This window comes from Streptomyces sp. CA-210063 (assembly GCF_024612015.1).
GTDB lineage: Bacteria > Actinomycetota > Actinomycetes > Streptomycetales > Streptomycetaceae > Streptomyces.
The window spans coordinates 2,829,869-2,845,230 of record NZ_CP102512.1; the positions used below are offsets into that span (position 1 = coordinate 2,829,869).

Genomic DNA, 15,362 nt, shown 5'->3' on the forward strand with positions numbered 1-15,362 from the left:
TGGATCCCCCTGTACCATTCCGTGCCGTTCTGCGTCGTTTTCTCCGCCGTACGCGTTCAGCCGTACGTTCGGTCATGCTAAGGCCCGGGGTTCAACCTGCGGGCCGCCGCCTACGATGATCCCCGAGTCATCGATCAGCCGATCACCCGCGTCCCCCGACGACGACCACGGTCCGGGGCGGACGCCGTTCCCGGGGAGGAACCTTGACCGACAACCGCACCGCGCAGGGCGTGCCCGTCACCCCCGCCGTTCCCGGCACGACCGCCGCGCCCGGCGCCTCCGGCACCCGCGACCTGCACGCGTTCATCGCGGGCCTGCCCAAGGCCGAACTGCACGTGCACCACGTCGGCTCCGCCTCCCCCCGTATCGTCTCCGAACTGGCCGCCCGGCACCCCGACTCCAAGGTGCCGACGGACCCGGAGGCGCTCGTGGACTACTTCACGTTCACGGACTTCGCCCACTTCATCCAGGTGTATCTGTCCGTCGTCGACCTGATCCGCACCCCGGAGGACGTCCGGCTGCTGACGTTCGAGGTGGCCCGGGACCTGGCCCGGCAGCAGGTGCGGTACGCCGAGCTGACCATCACGCCGTTCTCCTCCACCCGGCGCGGGATCGACGAACTGGCCTTCATGGCGGCGATCGAGGACGCGCGCAAGGCGGCGGAGGCCGAGTTCGGGACCGTACTGCGGTGGTGCTTCGACATCCCCGGCGAGGCGGGGCTCGAGGCCGCCGAGGAGACGACGCGGCTCGCGACGGAGGACCGGGTGCGGCCCGAGGGGCTGGTGTCGTTCGGGCTCGGCGGGCCCGAGGTCGGCGTGCCGAGGCCGCAGTTCAAGCCGTACTTCGACCGGGCGATCGCGGCCGGGCTGCACTCCGTGCCGCACGCCGGTGAGACCACCGGCCCCGAGACGGTCTGGGACGCGCTCACCCACCTGCGCGCGGAGCGCATCGGGCACGGTACGAGCTCGGCCCGCGACCCGAAGCTGCTCGCCCACCTCGCCGAGCACCGCATCGCCCTGGAGGTCTGCCCGACCTCGAACATAGCGACGCGTGCGGTCCGCACCCTCGACGAGCACCCCATCAAGGAGTTCGTGCGGGCCGGGGTCCTGGTGACCGTCAACTCCGACGACCCGCCGATGTTCGGCACCGACCTCAACACCGAGTACGCGGTCGCCGCGCGCCTCCTCGACCTCGACGAGCAGGGCCTGGCCGCCCTCGCGAAGAACGCGGTGGAGGCGTCCTTCCTCGACGAGCCCGGCAAGGCCCGCATCTCCGCCGAGATCGACACCTACACGTCGGCCTGGCTGACCCCCTGACCCGATCGGGACCACAATCAACGCCATGCGCACCGTGACAGCCGTCGCCCATCGCGGCGCCCCCTACCGCCACCGTGAGAACACGCTCGACTCCCTGCGGGCCGGGCTCGAACTGGGCGCGGACGCCGTCGAGTTCGATGTACGGACGACCCGTGACGGTGTGCCCGTCCTGCTCCACGACTCGACGCTGAACCGGCTCTGGGAGCTGGACCGGCCGCTGGCCGCGCTCTCCGCCGCGGAGCTGCGCGGTCTGACGGCCGACGGGGTGCCGACGCTGGCCGACGCGCTGCTCGCCACGAGGGACAGCCGGGTCATGGTGGACCTGCCGGGCGCGGTGAGCCCGCGGGCGGTGCGGCAGATCCTCGACGTCGTACGTGAGTACGAGGCCGAGGACCGCGTCTACTACAGCGCCGACCCGCCCACCATGCTCGCCGTCCGCGCGGCCGCCCCCACCGCAGAGATCGCCCTCACCTGGAAAACCCTCGCCCCACCCCGCCCCGCCCTCCTCGACGCCATACGCCCCCGCTGGCTCAACTACCGCTTCGGCCTGGTCACCCGTGCCCTGGCGGACCGCGTCCACCGCGACGGCTACCTCCTCTCCGTCTGGACCCCCGACACCCGCCGCTCCATGAGCCGCCTGATGGACCTGGGCGTCGACTCGATCACAACGAACCGGGTCGACGCGCTGTGCGCACTACGGAAGAGCTGGACCGGCCCCGGTAAGGGGCGCGAGGAACCGCGCGAGCAACACTCCTCCACCGATCACCCCACCACCGAGCACTACACCTCCGACCGCTGAGCCACCGTCGCCGCGTCCTCCGGCCTCTCCCGCGTGACGTACTGCGGTACCGGTGCCGAGTCCTTGCCGTTGTCGCGGACGAGGCCGTAGCGGCGGGCGCCCTGGTCGGGGCCGTAGGTGACGTCCTCGGTGATGGCGTCCCAGGTGGTGGGGGCGACGGTGATGCCGTAGTCGGCGCCGCGTTCGTTCTGGGTGAGGGTGACCGTGCCGTCGAGGTAGAAGTACTCGTTCTGCCACATCTGCTGGGTGCCGTCGGGGAGGACGGTGTATCCGGTGTCGGGGCCGCCCATGCCGGAGGTCCTGCCGTCGGCGGACGTCGGGTCGTCCATGCGGCGGCCGCCGCCCGAGGCGACATGGAAGAGCTTGCCCTTCAGGCCGGTCCAGGACGGCATGACGAGGGCGCCCGGCCGGTACTGGGGCGAGATCTGCCAGCGGACCAGCACATAGCCCTCGCCCGTCAAGGTCACGTTGTCGCCCCGGTGCTGCATCACGGTCCGCGCGCCGCCGCTGCTGGTGAGCCCGGACTCGGGCCGGCGCGGGAGGGCGGCGGGCGGGGTGTCCGGGTCCGGCGCCGTGTCCACGGCGTCGACGACACTGCCGTACAGGTCGGCCTTCTTCGTCGGCGACGGAGAGGGGGACGGCGAGGACGAAGGGGACGGCGAGGCGGAGGGCGACGGGGAGCGGGGCGCCGAAAGCGCGGGCGAGCGGGCCGTGCTCAGCGCGGTGGGCGCGGCCTGCGGGGTCCGGTCGCCCGGCGGCTGTGTCACGACATACGCGCCGCCGGCGGCGATCGTCGCGCCCGCCGTCACCGCGACGGCGGGCTTGGTGAGGACACCGAGCATCTTGGCGGACCAGCCCACCGTGGTGGTCGCGGCGGTCGCCGCCACGGCGGTCTTCCCGCCGAACACCAGCGACAGGGTGAAGCCGACGGGGACGGGGACCAGGGCGAGCCCGACGAGGAGGCGTTCGGCGGGGACGACGACCTCCCCGGGGCGGCCGTGACCGTCGCAGCGGGCGCAGCCGCGGATGTGCCGGGCGATGCGCTTGCGCCACACCGAGTCGGGCTGCCCGCTCCAGCGGGCGGTGACCCGGCCCAGGTCGGAGCAGGAGGAGTCGAGGGCGCGGACGATGCCGCGCGCGGTTTCGAGGCGGGCCTTCATCCGCTGCACCCGTACGGCGGCGTGCTGCCGGCTGATGCCGGCGGCGGCGGCGAGTTCGCGCCGGGTGAGTTCGCCCGCGACCTCCAGCCACCACAGCGACAGCAGCTGACGGTCCTCGTCGTCGAGCCAGCGGACCGCTTCCGCGACCTCCTTTCGCTGACCCTCCAACTGCAACCGCAACACGGTCAGTTCCGCGAAGTCGGCGGCGCTGTGGGCGTCGCTGTCGTCGAGCGGGTCGGCGGTGCGGCGGCGCGCCCGGTCCCGTATCTGCCGCATCGCGATCGCGACCAGCCAGGAGCGGAAGCTGTCCGGATCGCGCAGCGTGTCGAGGTTGTCGACGGCGCGCAGCATGGTCTCCTGCACGACGTCGTCGACGTCGGCATGGCCGTTGAGGGCCCGCCCGACGATGTTGTAGACGAGGGGCAGCCAGCCCTCGACCAGCTCGTCCAGGGCGCGCCGGTCCCCCGCCTGCGCGGCCGCGATGGTGGAACGCCACTGCCGCCCGTCCACGTACGTTCCTTCCGGTCCTGCGGGGCTCACCCTGTTCACTCGGCTGTGTTCCGTACCTTCTCAGCCATCTCCGTGATGTGGGGAACCTCCGAGGCGGAGATCACACTGCTCATACGGCTCACTCCTGTACGTGGGGAAACAGGGGATGCCTACGGAGACGGTGTGGAGACGGCCGGGATAACAGTTTTTCGGTCCCCTCCGCCCATGAGCGCCTCCAGCCGCTTGATCCGCTGCCGTACGACGTACAGCGGGATCACCCCGAACACCCCGAACGACATGTCGATCACCGTCCACCAGAAGGGGATGCCGCGGATCGGCCCGCAGATCAGGGCCAGTGGGACGATCCCGGCGCAGGCGATCATGCCGAACTCGACGACCCAGATGTTGCGGACCGGGTCACGGTAGGGGCCGTAGAAGGCCACCGCGATCACGAGGTGCGCGAAGGCGAGCCAGTCCGTGCCGTACAGGAGGAACGGGTACTCGGCGTCGGCCTCGTCGAGCCCCGCCCGTACGCGCTCGATCCACTCCACGAGTCCGGGCAGGTACTCGCCGACGGACAGCGAACGCAACAACTCCTCGGTCCACCGCAGCTCATGGACCAGCGGGAAGGCCGTGGCCCCGCTCAGCACCAGACAGACGACGAAGAAGACCAGCCACGCACGGATGCCCTTCAACAGGGCGGCTCTGTCGCTCATGCGGGGAGCGTACGCCCCTGCTTGAACGTGTTCAAAAGTGGGGTCCCCGGGGCCCACCGGCCAGGCCGGGCCCCGGGGAGGTCGACGGGTCGTCAGCCGCCGGGGATCGTGCGGATCGCGGCGATGTCGAATTGCAGGCGCACCTTCTCGCTCACCATGGCACCGCCCTCCGCCAGTCGCTGGTTGTACGTAAGGCCCCATTCGGAACGATTGATGGTGGTCGTCCCGTCGAAGCCGACCCGCTCGTATCCGAACGGGTCCATGACGTGTCCTATGTAGGTGAGTTCCAGGTCGACGGGACGGGTGGAGTTCTTGATGGTGAGTTCGCCGGCCATGCGGTAGACATCGTTGCCAACGAGACGCACCGCCGTGCTGACGAAGCGCATGCGCGGATAGTTCGCGGCGTCCAGGAAGTCGCGGCCCACCAGGTGGGCGTCACGTTGTTCCACGCCGGTGTCCACGGACGCGGTGGACAGGACGATCTCGGCCCGGGAACGGGCCGGATCACGGCCGTCGAAGTAGAGCCGGCTCTGATACTCCGTGAAAGCCCCGCGCACGGTCGTCACCAAGGCATGGCGGACGGAGAAGCCGATACGGCTGTGCGCCGCGTCGATCATCCATTCGCCGGTCAGCATCGCCAGGGCGGGATCGGTCGGGCCGGTGGGAGCGAAGGCCGGGGATTCGTGGGGGAGTTGCGAGACTGTGGGGGTTGCCGAGCGGCGCAGGGACGCAGCACGGTTGAACAGGTTCATGATTCAGGTAACTACGGCACGACGGAATTTGCCGCAACCCTTCGCCGGTTGATCCGTCGGCCCGCCATCGGCATCGAAAGGCTGATAAAGCGCCACCGCGCGGCAGACCAATTGCACTATCTCCACAACGCCGTCACGCATTGCCCGCCGAAATTCACCTCGGGACGACCGGAATACGCCCCCGGAATCAGCGCCGCTCCTTGAGCGCTGCGGGGATGCGGTCCAGCACCGGGAGCGGGGCCAGGCCGTAGTGGTAGAAGTCCACGGCGTCGGCCCCGCCGCGCCCGGTGCCGGCCACGGTCTTCGCCGTCAGGTGCTCGGCGGAGTCGGTGTCCGCAACTCCCGGACGCGGCACGGCCCGCAGCGAGCAACCGTCCCGCAGCGCGGCCCGGTGGGGCGGCGTCGGCCACGCCCCGCTCCGGGGGCCGGGCGCACGTGAGCACGGCGCAGCCGGGGACGACGGCCCTGATCGCCGCCGCGTCGACACCGACCTGCCAGGCCTCGTCGACAGGGAGCGCGCCCATCGGCCGACCGTCCGCGTAGCCCCTTTCACCCCGCCGGGCACATCGAGGAGTATGAGCCGGGAGCCTTCGGCCGCCACCGCGCCGGCCACGGTCGCGGCGGCGGCTGGCGAGGTGGCGGCGTCGGGGCGGGTGCGGGGCGCAGGCGGCGCCCCCCGTCGAAGCTGCGCCCCGCACGCAATGCCCCCCCCAACCCCCTAGGGGCCGAAGGCCCAACAGAGGGCGCGGGGAACTGCGCGACCAGCCACAGACCGACCCGCAGCCGTCGACACCCCTCAGCCCAACGACGTCATCACGTGCTTGATCCGCGTGTAGTCGTCGAACCCATAACCCGAGAGGTCCTTGCCGTACCCGGACTTCTTGAACCCACCGTGCGGCATCTCCGCGACCAGCGGAATATGCGTGTTGATCCACACACACCCGAAGTCCAGCGCCTTGGACATCCGCATCGCCCGAGCGTGATCCTTCGTCCACACGGACGACGCGAGCGCGTACTCGACCCCGTTCGCCCAGCCGACCGCCTGGGCCTCGTCGGCGAACGACTGAACCGTGATGACCGGCCCGAAGACCTCCTTCTGGATGATCTCGTCGTCCTGCTTCAGCCCGGAGACGACGGTCGGCGCGTAGAAGTACCCCTTCTCCCCGACCTGGTGCCCACCCGCCTCGACCTTGGCATGGGCGGGCAGCCGCTCGATGAACCCGGCGACCTGCTTGAGCTGGTTGGGGTTGTTGAGCGGCCCGTACAGCACGTCCTCGTCGTCCGGCTGCCCGGTCTTCGTCCCGGCCGCGGCCTTCGCGAGCGCGGCCACGAACTCGTCGTGGATGCCCTCCTGGACGAGGACGCGGGTCGCGGCCGTACAGTCCTGCCCGGCGTTGAAGAAGCCCGCCACGGAGATGTCCTCGACGGCCTTTGCGATGTCGGTGTCGGCGAAGACGACGACCGGCGCCTTGCCGCCCAGCTCCAGGTGGACCCGCTTGAGGTCCTTGGACGCGGACTCGGCGACGGACATACCGGCGCGCACGGACCCGGTGATGGACGCCATCGCCGGAACCGGGTGCTCGACCATCAGCCGCCCCGTGTCACGGTCACCCGTGATCACGTTGAAGACGCCCTTCGGCAGGATCGCCCCGATGATCTCCGCGATGAGAACGGTCGACGCCGGAGTCGTGTCCGACGGCTTCAGCACGACCGTGTTGCCCGCGGCGATCGCCGGCGCGAACTTCCACACGGCCATCATCATCGGGTAGTTCCAGGGCGCGACCTGGGCGCAGACGCCGACCGGCTCACGGCGGATGATCGAGGTCATCCCCTCCATGTACTCGCCGGCCGACCGGCCCTCCAGCATCCGCGCGGCGCCCGCGAAGAAGCGGATCTGGTCCACCATCGGCGGGATCTCCTCGGAGCGGGTCAGCCCGATCGGCTTGCCCGTGTTCTCCACCTCCGCCGCGATGAGTTCCTCGGCCCGCTCCTCGAACGCGTCGGCGATCTTCAGCAGGGCCTTCTGACGCTCGGCCGGAGTCGTGTCCCGCCAGACCGGGAACGCGGCCTCGGCGGCGGCCATCGCCGCGTCGACGTCGGCCTGGCCGGACAGGGGCGCGGTCGCGTAGGCCTCGCCCGTCGCGGGGTTGACCACCTCGGTGGTCCGTCCGTCGACGGCGTCACGGAATTCCCCGTCGATGTAATTGCGCAGACGACGCAGCTCGGTGCTCACTGCCGGCCCTCCAGATGTGGGTGTCCAGGTTGGGGTGTCCATTCCTTGAGACACCACCCTAATCCGCCGCCCCACGTTTTCAACACCCCCGACCCGCCACGGACTGCGAAATCCGCAAGCTACGAGCCCGTAAACAACGAATTTCATCGATCCCGCCTTGCGGAACTGTCGAGACGTCGTGCACAGTGAGGTCGTGGCCAGTCGAAGCGCAGACCAGAGAGACTCCAGGGAACCCAGGAGGGACACCAGGGAGCCCAGGAACGGCACTCCGCAGTTGGACGCCGTCTCCCTCGCCATCGTCGAGCAGCTCCAGGAGGACGGCCGACGGCCGTACGCGGCGATCGGCAAGGCCGTCGGCCTCTCCGAGGCGGCCGTGCGCCAGCGCGTCCAGAAGCTGCTCGACCAGGGCGTGATGCAGATCGTCGCCGTCACCGACCCGCTCACCGTGGGCTTCCGGCGTCAGGCCATGATCGGCATCAACGTCGACGGCGACCTGGATCCCGTGGCCGACGCGCTGACGGCCATGTCGGAGGTCGAGTACATCGTGATCACCGCCGGCTCCTTCGACCTCATGGTGGAGGTCGTCTGCGAGGACGACGACCACCTCCTGGAAGTGATCAACAAACGCATCCGGACCCTGCCCGGAGTGCGCTCCACCGAGAGCTTCGTCTACCTCAAGCTCAAGAAGCAGACCTACATGTGGGGAACCCGATGACCGTGAGGACGGAAAAGCCGTGAGCCCCAAGGATCTCAGCCAGACCGCGTACGACCACCTGTGGATGCACTTCACCCGCATGTCCTCGTACGAGAACTCCCCGGTCCCCACCATCGTCCGGGGCGAGGGCACCTACATCTACGACGACAAGGGCAAGCGGTACCTCGACGGTCTCGCGGGCCTCTTCGTGGTCCAGGCGGGCCACGGCCGCACCGAACTCGCGGAGACCGCGTTCAAGCAGGCGCAGGAGCTGGCCTTCTTCCCGGTCTGGTCCTACGCCCACCCGAAGGCCGTCGAACTGGCGGAACGTATCGCCTCGTACGCGCCCGGCGATCTGAACAAGGTCTTCTTCACGACCGGCGGCGGCGAGGCGGTCGAGACGGCCTGGAAGCTCGCCAAGCAGTACTTCAAGCTCATGGGCAAGCCGACCAAGTACAAGGTCATCTCCCGCGCGGTCGCCTACCACGGCACTCCGCAGGGCGCCCTGTCCATCACCGGCCTGCCGGCCCTCAAGGCCCCCTTCGAGCCGCTGGTGCCGGGCGCGCACAAGGTCCCGAACACCAACATCTACCGGGCATCGCTCTTCGGCGACGACCCGGAGGCCTTCGGCCGCTGGGCCGCCGACCAGATCGAGCAGCAGATCCTCTTCGAGGGCCCGGACACGGTCGCGGCCGTCTTCCTGGAGCCGGTGCAGAACGCCGGCGGCTGTTTCCCGCCGCCGCCCGGCTACTTCCGACGGGTCCGCGAGATCTGCGACCGGTACGACGTGCTGCTCGTCTCGGACGAGGTCATCTGCGCCTTCGGCCGGCTCGGCACGATGTTCGCCTGCGACAAGTTCGGCTACGTCCCCGACATGATCACCTGCGCCAAGGGCATGACCTCGGGCTACTCCCCGATAGGCGCCTGCGTCGTCTCGGACCGCATAGCCGAGCCCTTCTACAAGGGCGACAACACCTTCCTGCACGGCTACACCTTCGGCGGCCACCCGGTCTCCGCGGCCGTCGGCCTCGCCAACCTCGACCTGTTCGAGCGCGAGGGCCTCAACCAACACGTCCTCGACAACGAGGACGCGTTCCGGTCCACGCTGGAGAAGCTGTACGACCTGCCGATCGTCGGGGACATCCGCGGCAACGGCTACTTCTACGGAATCGAACTGGTCAAGGACAAGGCGACCAAGGAGAGCTTCGACGACGACGAGACCGAGCGGATCCTCTACGGCTTCCTGTCGAAGAAGCTGTTCGAGAACGGCCTGTACTGCCGTGCCGACGACCGCGGTGACCCGGTCGTCCAGCTCGCCCCGCCGCTGATCTCCGACCAGTCGACCTTCGACGAGATCGAGCAGATCCTGCGGGCGACGCTGACGGAGGCGTGGACCCTGCTGTAATTCCGCTCTCCGGCGTTTCAAACGGCCCGGGATGCGCCCGTACGAGTGAGATGGGTGTGCCCCGGGCCGCGTGCCTTCCGGCCCTGCCACCCCTCATGCCTAGCGTGCCTTGTAACCGATCGGCCCTGCCTTCGTTCCCCCGCACGGGGGACTCCCCACGGCAATCCTGATCCGAACCGAGGTGTACGCCCATGGTGGCCCCGCCGGACAACGACGTGCTCTGGGCACGTGGTCTGACCTACGCGCACGACGGCTCGCCCGCGCTGCAAGGAGTGTCGCTGAGCGTCCGGGAGGGCGAGATCCTCGCCGTCACCGGCCCGCGCGGCAGCGGCAAGACCACGCTCCTGCGGTGTCTGTCGGGGCAGTTGGTGCCGGGGCAGGGCGAGGTGTGGTTCAACAGCGTGCCCGTGCACACCATGGGCCCGCTCGCCCGGGAACGGCTGCGCCGTGACCGCTTCGGCTGGATCGACCCCGAGCCGGTCCTCGTCCCCGAGCTGAACGCCTGGGAGAACACCGCGCTGCCGTTGATGCTGCGCGGCACCGGCCGCCGGGCCGCCAAGGCCGCCGCCCTGGAGTGGCTGGAGCGCCTCGACATCCGCGACTCGGCCCGCAAACGGCCGCACGCCCTCCGCCAGTCCGAACGCCAGCGCGTGGTCGTCGCCCGCGCCCTGGTCGCCGCCCCCACCGTGCTCTTCGCGGACGAACCGACCGCCCCGCTGCACCGCGCCGAACACTCCCACGTCCTGCGCACCCTCACCACGGCCGCCCGCTCGCACGACATCACCATCGTCCTCGCCACACACGACCCCGACACCGCGTCCCTCGCCGACCGCACGGTCTCCCTGCTCGACGGCCGCTGCGTGAAAACCGTCCACCTGCCCTCGGCCACCGAAGGCGACCGCCGACCCACCGCGGAAGACAAATCCCGGCTCACCGCCACGGGGGGAGGCCCACTGCCCGCCGAGCAGGGAGGCCACCCCACCGAAGGGGCAGGTCGCCACGCCGCCGAAGCGGGAGGCCGGCGCGCCGCCGAAGCGGGAGGTCGCCACACCGCCGAAACGGGAGGCCGGCCCACCCCCGAAGCGGCAGGTCGCCACACCACCGAAACGGGAGGCCGGCCCACCCCCGAAGCGCGAGGCCCACTGCCCGCCGAGCAGGGAGGCCACCCCACCGAAGGGGCAGGTCGCCACGCCGCCGAAGCGGGAGGTCGGCGCGCCACCGAAGCGGGAGGTCGCCACACCGCCGAAGCGGAACACCCGTCCGCCTCCGACGGAGGAGGTCGCCCCACCCCCGAAGCGGGAGGCCGCCACGCCGCCGAAGGGGAGCACCCGTCCGCCGCCGAGGGAGGAGGCCGGGCCGCGTGCTCGCTCTCCGCCTAGCCCGCCGGGCCCACCCCGTCGTCCAGCTCCGCCGTCTCCTGGTCACCGCGGCCACCGGCGGCACGGGCTTCCTGCTGCTCTGCGCCCTCGGGCATGCCATGGCCCACCCGCACGCCCCGGCCGGCTCGGTGCTCCGCCTGGCCTGGTGCGCCGCGCCCGTGGCCGCCACCGTGTACTTCGCGGTGACGGTGGCCCGCACCGACCCCGGCACCCGGCCCCGCCCCGGCCTGTCCGCGATCGGCCTCGGCCCCGGCCGGCTGATGGTCATCTCGGCGGTCACGACGGCCCTGTCCACCGTCCTCGGCTCGCTCCTCGCCCTGCTCTTCTTCCTCCATCTGCGCGGCGACCTCACGGGCATGCCCTTCGACGGCGCCGCCACCGACGTCCTCGCCGCCGGGCAGCCCCTGCCTCTCCCGGCCGCCCTCACCCTCCTCTCCCTGGTGCCGGCCATCGCCTCGGTGACGACCGCGCTCGTCCTGCGCCCCCAGGACACCGGGGCCCAACCCGCCGGGCTCCGGACGCGCTTCATGGCGTACGACACCTTCCACATCCGTCGACGAGCCGCGACACCGGCGGGCGCGACGAGGTACGACGAGGAGCCGGACGAGGAGGCCGCCGCCCCGACCGACCCCCGGGAACTGCCGGAACCGCCCGCTCCGCGCCCCGCCCCCGGCGGCCTCCCCTGGGGCATCGCCGTGCTCGCCGTCGGCCTCGCCGTCGAGACGTACGCCGGACAGTCCGACTCCGGTACCGGCCTCACCCTCCCCGGCGGCTTCGCGGACAGCCCCGCCGGAGTCCTCGGCGGCTGGCTGCTCACCGCACTCGGGCTGATCCTCACCGGGCCAGGGCTCACGTACCTCACCGGGCGCCTGCTCCAGGCCGTACGCCCCGGCGCACTGCGGCTGCTCGCGGGGCGCGTGCTCCAGGAGGAGTCCCGGCGGATCGGGCGCCCGCTCGGGGTGGTGTGCGCGGTGGCCTCCGGCGCGTACGCCATGGTGACGCTGTCCTCCGGCACACGCCCCACGGTCGGTCCGCTCACCCTGCTGGGCGGGCTCGTGGTGGCCGGCTGTGCCGTGCTCACCCTCGCGACAGCAGCCGTCGAGGCCCGGCGGGCGCACGCGGACACCACGGCCGCGCTGCTGCGGCTGGGGGCGCCCGGCACGCTGCCCCGGCAGGCGGCCCTGCTCCGCGTGAGCGCCCTGCTCGCCGTGTTCGGCCCGCTGACCTGGACGGTCGCCCAGCTGGCGGCGCTCCCGCTGGCCGTCTGAAAACTCGTACGAAAAAAATCCGTACCGAGCGATGAGTCCGGCGCCACGCCCCGGTCTATCCCACTGAACGGACCGACACCGACAAGAAAGGCCTCGCCATGAGCCAGACGTACCAGCAGATGATCTTCGTGAACCTGCCCGTGAACGACCTCGACGCCTCGAAGAAGTTCTTCACGGAGCTCGGGTACTCGATCAACCCACAGTTCAGCGACGAGAACGCGGCCTCGGTCGTGATCAGCGACACCATCGTGGCGATGCTGCTCACCAAGCCGTTCTACGCGTCCTTCACCAACAAGGACATCGCCGACGCCACGAGGACCAGCGAGGTGCTGCTCGCGCTGAGCGCCGAGAGCCGCGAAAAGGTCGACGAGCTGGTCGAGAAGGCGGTCGCCGCCGGCGGCACCGCCTCGGAGAAGGTCCAGGAGATGGACTTCATGTACGGCCGCTCCTTCGACGACCTCGACGGCCACACCTGGGAGGTCGTGTGGATGGACCCGGCCGCGATCCAGGGCTGAACACCCGCCGCACGAGCCCCCGAAGGAACCGCCGTACGAAGAGCCGTACGGGCTCTGCCTAGCATGGGCGGGTGCAGACGATGCCCGCCCATGCGGCCCACCACGACGACCACGAGATCGAGACGATCGAGGAGTTCGACGCGACCGTCTCGGCGCGCGGCACACTGTCCGGATTCCGAGTGCAGGCCGTCGACCTGACGGACCGTACGCGCGAACTGCTCACCACCAGCGCGGCGGGAGCCGTCTTCCTCGGCTGCCCGATGCGCGAGGAGGCGGCGGCGAAGATCCGCGCGGACGGCGCCCTGGTCTTCCCGCCCGTCCCGGGCCTGCCCTTCGACCCGTACCGCGGCCTGGTCTACTCCCCCGACGAACTCTTCGCCTCCCTGCCGGAGGGCGGTTACGAGGCGACGCCCGACGCCCTCTCGTACGTCTGGTTCCAGCGGACCAAGGCCGACCGGGACGTCTACGCGTCCATGCTGCGCGCCGTCCACGACGACTCCGTCTCCGACGCGCTGGACGAACTCCTCGTCGGCGCCCGGGTGGTGGGCGTGATGGGCGGCCACGCGATGGCCCGCGGGACCGAGGCGTACGCGGGTGCGGCCCGCCTCGGCCGCACCCTGGCCCGCTCCGGCCTGACGGTCGCCACCGGCGGTGGTCCGGGCGCGATGGAGGCGGCGAACCTGGGCGCCTACGCGGCCCCGTACGACGACGAGATGCTCGCCGAGTCTCTTCGACTCCTCGCGAAGGCACCGAAGTTCACGCCCTCGATCACCGACTGGGCGGCCGCCGCCTTCGACGTGCGCACCCGCTGGCCCAAGGGCGGCACCTCCGTCGGCATCCCGACCTGGTTCTACGGCCACGAGCCGCCGAACCCGTTCGCCTCGCACATCGCCAAGTACTTCGCCAACGCCACCCGTGAGGACGGCCTCCTCGCCCGCTCCAACACGGGCGTCGTCTTCCTGCCGGGCGCGGCCGGAACCGTCCAGGAGATCTTCGACAACGCGACCCCCAACTACTACGAGTCGCGCGGCGAACCGACCCCCATGGTCCTCGTGGACCGCGCCCACTGGACGGAGAAACTGCCGACCTGGCCACTGCTCCAGTCGCTCGCGCGGGGACGCTCGATGGAGAGCCGGATCGCCCTGGTGGACCGTATCGAGGAGGCCCCGGAGGCCTTGGCACGCCTTGGGGGGTGAGTGCTACGCGCGTTGCTGAACATGCGTCAAACCTGCGGACGGTTAATCGGTGGGCAAAGCCAACTGCCCAAACACTTCTTCGGATTGACAGTACTTATGGCGCGCTTATAAACCTGTGAGGCACATGGGGAAGCCGCCCCTCCGGCGGCGCACTCCGTCACCCCCCGCCCATGTGCCTCCCTTGAAGGGCAAACGTGTCCATTTCCCCTCGTATAGCGCGAGCAGTGCGTTGTCTCGGTGTTGCCTCCGCGTCCGCCGCACTCGTGCTCGGTGTCGCAGGCAACGCCCTGGCCTGCAGCATCAAGGACTTCTCCGCCGTCGCCGAGTGCGACGGCGACAAGGGCGTCATCCGCGTGACCGACGTCGACCCGCTGGGTGTCAAGGCCGAAGTCACCGTCTATCTGGAGAACAACGGGGCCGACCTGCGGAAGGTCGGCACCCAGGTCATCGAGAACTCCACCGCCGAAGGTGTCACCGTCACCTTCGAGGAGGACTGGAAGGCGAACGCCGAGTACCGCATCCACGTCACGGCGGAACAGTACGTCGACGAGGACCTGCCGATCCTGGTCGCGCCCGCTGAGACCTGCAAGAAGGCGGACGCCCCGCCGGCCGCTTCCAAGAGCCCCAAGGAGCCTGCCGAGGACGAGCCCTCCGAGGCCGCCAAGACCCCGAGCACCTCGGAGTCGAAGAACTCCGCTCCCGTGACCACCGGGGACGAGGACAACAACATCCCGTCACCCGAAGGCGACTCCAACCTCGCCGAGACCGGTGGCGACTCCAACACCGGCACCGTAGCCGGCATCGCGGCGGCCCTGGTCGCCCTCGGCGCCGGTGCCGTCTACTACAGCATGCGGCGGCGTGGGGCCTCCACACGCTGATCGCTGTCGCTCAGGGCTGTGGCCCGTACCTTTCGCGGAGGGGTGCGGGCCACAGGCGTGTCCTACGGGGCTACAGGCCTCGCTCGGCGTACGGAGGCCCCGCGTCGTCCGAACGTCGCCCGCTCCAGCCAGAAGTCAGCAGCTCCGGTCCGCCAGCACCTCCAACTGCCCGCCGTCCGGCGGGAATCGACGATAGAACGCGAGCAGCACCTCGGTGAGCGGCCCACGCAGCGCGACCGTCGCGTCGTGCGGCATGGTCCGCTGCAGCCCCACGACCACACCGGCGCCTCGGCCCCGCCTCGCGCAGCGTGGCGACGATCATCTCGCCGGTCTCCGCGAGCCACGCGTCCAGCGCGGCCGGGTCCCCCTGCTTCTCGTGGCCCTCGTACAGCGGCACGTCCGGCTCGGGCACCTCTTTCTTCGACCGGGTTCCGTACGTTCACTTCGACCCGGCGCAGGGCGCCGCCGGTGTGCCGCGGAAGCTGTTCCAGCGACCAGTCGGGGCGGGTCGGCACGGTCGCCGACAGATCGGCGCCGGAGGTCACGATGTCCCTCAACCGCC

The 15,362-nt window shown here is 70.6% G+C and carries 14 protein-coding genes and 1 pseudogene; 9 read left to right on the forward strand and 6 right to left on the reverse strand.

The genetic code is table 11. The annotated features are described in order from the left end of the window. Positions 1–203: 203 nt before the first annotated feature. Positions 204–1,316: an adenosine deaminase gene (locus JIX56_RS12025; RefSeq protein ID WP_443031805.1), complete on the forward strand. Its 1,113-nt coding sequence runs from the start codon at positions 204–206 to the stop codon at positions 1,314–1,316. 25 nt (positions 1,317–1,341) lie between these two features. Further along, positions 1,342–2,115, forward strand: a complete 774-nt coding sequence (locus JIX56_RS12030; protein WP_257540040.1) for a glycerophosphodiester phosphodiesterase — start codon at positions 1,342–1,344, stop codon at positions 2,113–2,115. Here JIX56_RS12030 and JIX56_RS12035 read toward each other — a convergent pair. The 5 genes from JIX56_RS12035 to JIX56_RS12055 form a co-directional block, all read right to left on the reverse strand. Further along, complete coding sequence (locus JIX56_RS12035; RefSeq protein ID WP_257540042.1) at positions 2,097–3,785, reverse strand: sigma-70 family RNA polymerase sigma factor; 1,689 nt, start codon at positions 3,783–3,785, stop codon at positions 2,097–2,099. The genes JIX56_RS12030 and JIX56_RS12035 overlap by 19 nt on opposite strands. Positions 3,786–3,934: 149 nt before the next feature. After that, the gene (locus JIX56_RS12040; protein WP_257540044.1) at positions 3,935–4,480 is read right to left on the reverse strand and encodes a hypothetical protein; all 546 of its coding nucleotides are present in this window, start codon (positions 4,478–4,480) and stop codon (positions 3,935–3,937) included. Positions 4,481–4,572: 92 nt separating this feature from the next. Continuing rightward, the gene (locus tag JIX56_RS12045; protein WP_257540046.1) at positions 4,573–5,232 is read right to left on the reverse strand and encodes a YceI family protein; all 660 of its coding nucleotides are present in this window, start codon (positions 5,230–5,232) and stop codon (positions 4,573–4,575) included. 187 nt (positions 5,233–5,419) lie between these two features. Continuing rightward, a complete protein-coding gene (locus tag JIX56_RS12050) occupies positions 5,420–5,587 on the reverse strand; it encodes a hypothetical protein (protein ID WP_257540048.1) in 168 nt (55 codons plus the stop codon). Between the two features lie 441 nt (positions 5,588–6,028). Beyond that, on the reverse strand, positions 6,029–7,465 hold the full coding sequence (locus JIX56_RS12055; protein WP_257540050.1) for a gamma-aminobutyraldehyde dehydrogenase: 1,437 nt from the start codon (positions 7,463–7,465) through the stop codon (positions 6,029–6,031). Positions 7,466–7,643: 178 nt separating this feature from the next. On the opposite strand from JIX56_RS12055, the gene JIX56_RS12060 reads away from it, so the two are divergent. The 7 genes and pseudogenes from JIX56_RS12060 (at position 7,644) to JIX56_RS12090 (ending at position 14,800) form a co-directional block, all read left to right on the forward strand. Then, positions 7,644–8,180, forward strand: coding sequence for an Lrp/AsnC family transcriptional regulator (locus JIX56_RS12060; RefSeq protein WP_257540052.1), 537 nt, complete (start codon positions 7,644–7,646; stop codon positions 8,178–8,180). Between the two features lie 19 nt (positions 8,181–8,199). Continuing rightward, entirely contained in the window at positions 8,200–9,564 is a 1,365-nt protein-coding gene (locus JIX56_RS12065; protein WP_443031806.1) for an aspartate aminotransferase family protein, read from the forward strand. Positions 9,565–9,755: 191 nt separating this feature from the next. Beyond that, positions 9,756–10,469: pseudogene (locus JIX56_RS12070) on the forward strand (ABC transporter ATP-binding protein); the annotation flags it as partial. A 455-nt stretch (positions 10,470–10,924) separates the two neighbouring features. Next, positions 10,925–12,211 (forward strand): hypothetical protein, encoded by a 1,287-nt coding sequence (locus tag JIX56_RS12075; protein WP_257540053.1) that lies wholly within the window; start codon positions 10,925–10,927, stop codon positions 12,209–12,211. Positions 12,212–12,309: 98 nt separating this feature from the next. Further along, positions 12,310–12,726 carry a VOC family protein gene (locus JIX56_RS12080; RefSeq protein WP_257540055.1) on the forward strand — a complete coding sequence of 139 codons (417 nt, stop codon included), beginning with the start codon at positions 12,310–12,312 and terminating at the stop codon, positions 12,724–12,726. 71 nt (positions 12,727–12,797) lie between these two features. Continuing rightward, positions 12,798–13,922, forward strand: coding sequence for an LOG family protein (locus JIX56_RS12085; protein ID WP_257540057.1), 1,125 nt, complete (start codon positions 12,798–12,800; stop codon positions 13,920–13,922). 194 nt (positions 13,923–14,116) lie between these two features. Then, positions 14,117–14,800, forward strand: coding sequence for an LAETG motif-containing sortase-dependent surface protein (locus tag JIX56_RS12090; protein WP_257540059.1), 684 nt, complete (start codon positions 14,117–14,119; stop codon positions 14,798–14,800). Positions 14,801–14,935: 135 nt separating this feature from the next. Here JIX56_RS12090 and JIX56_RS12095 read toward each other — a convergent pair whose 3' ends face one another. Further along, complete coding sequence (locus JIX56_RS12095) at positions 14,936–15,073, reverse strand: hypothetical protein (protein ID WP_257540061.1); 138 nt, start codon at positions 15,071–15,073, stop codon at positions 14,936–14,938. Positions 15,074–15,362 lie beyond the last annotated feature (289 nt).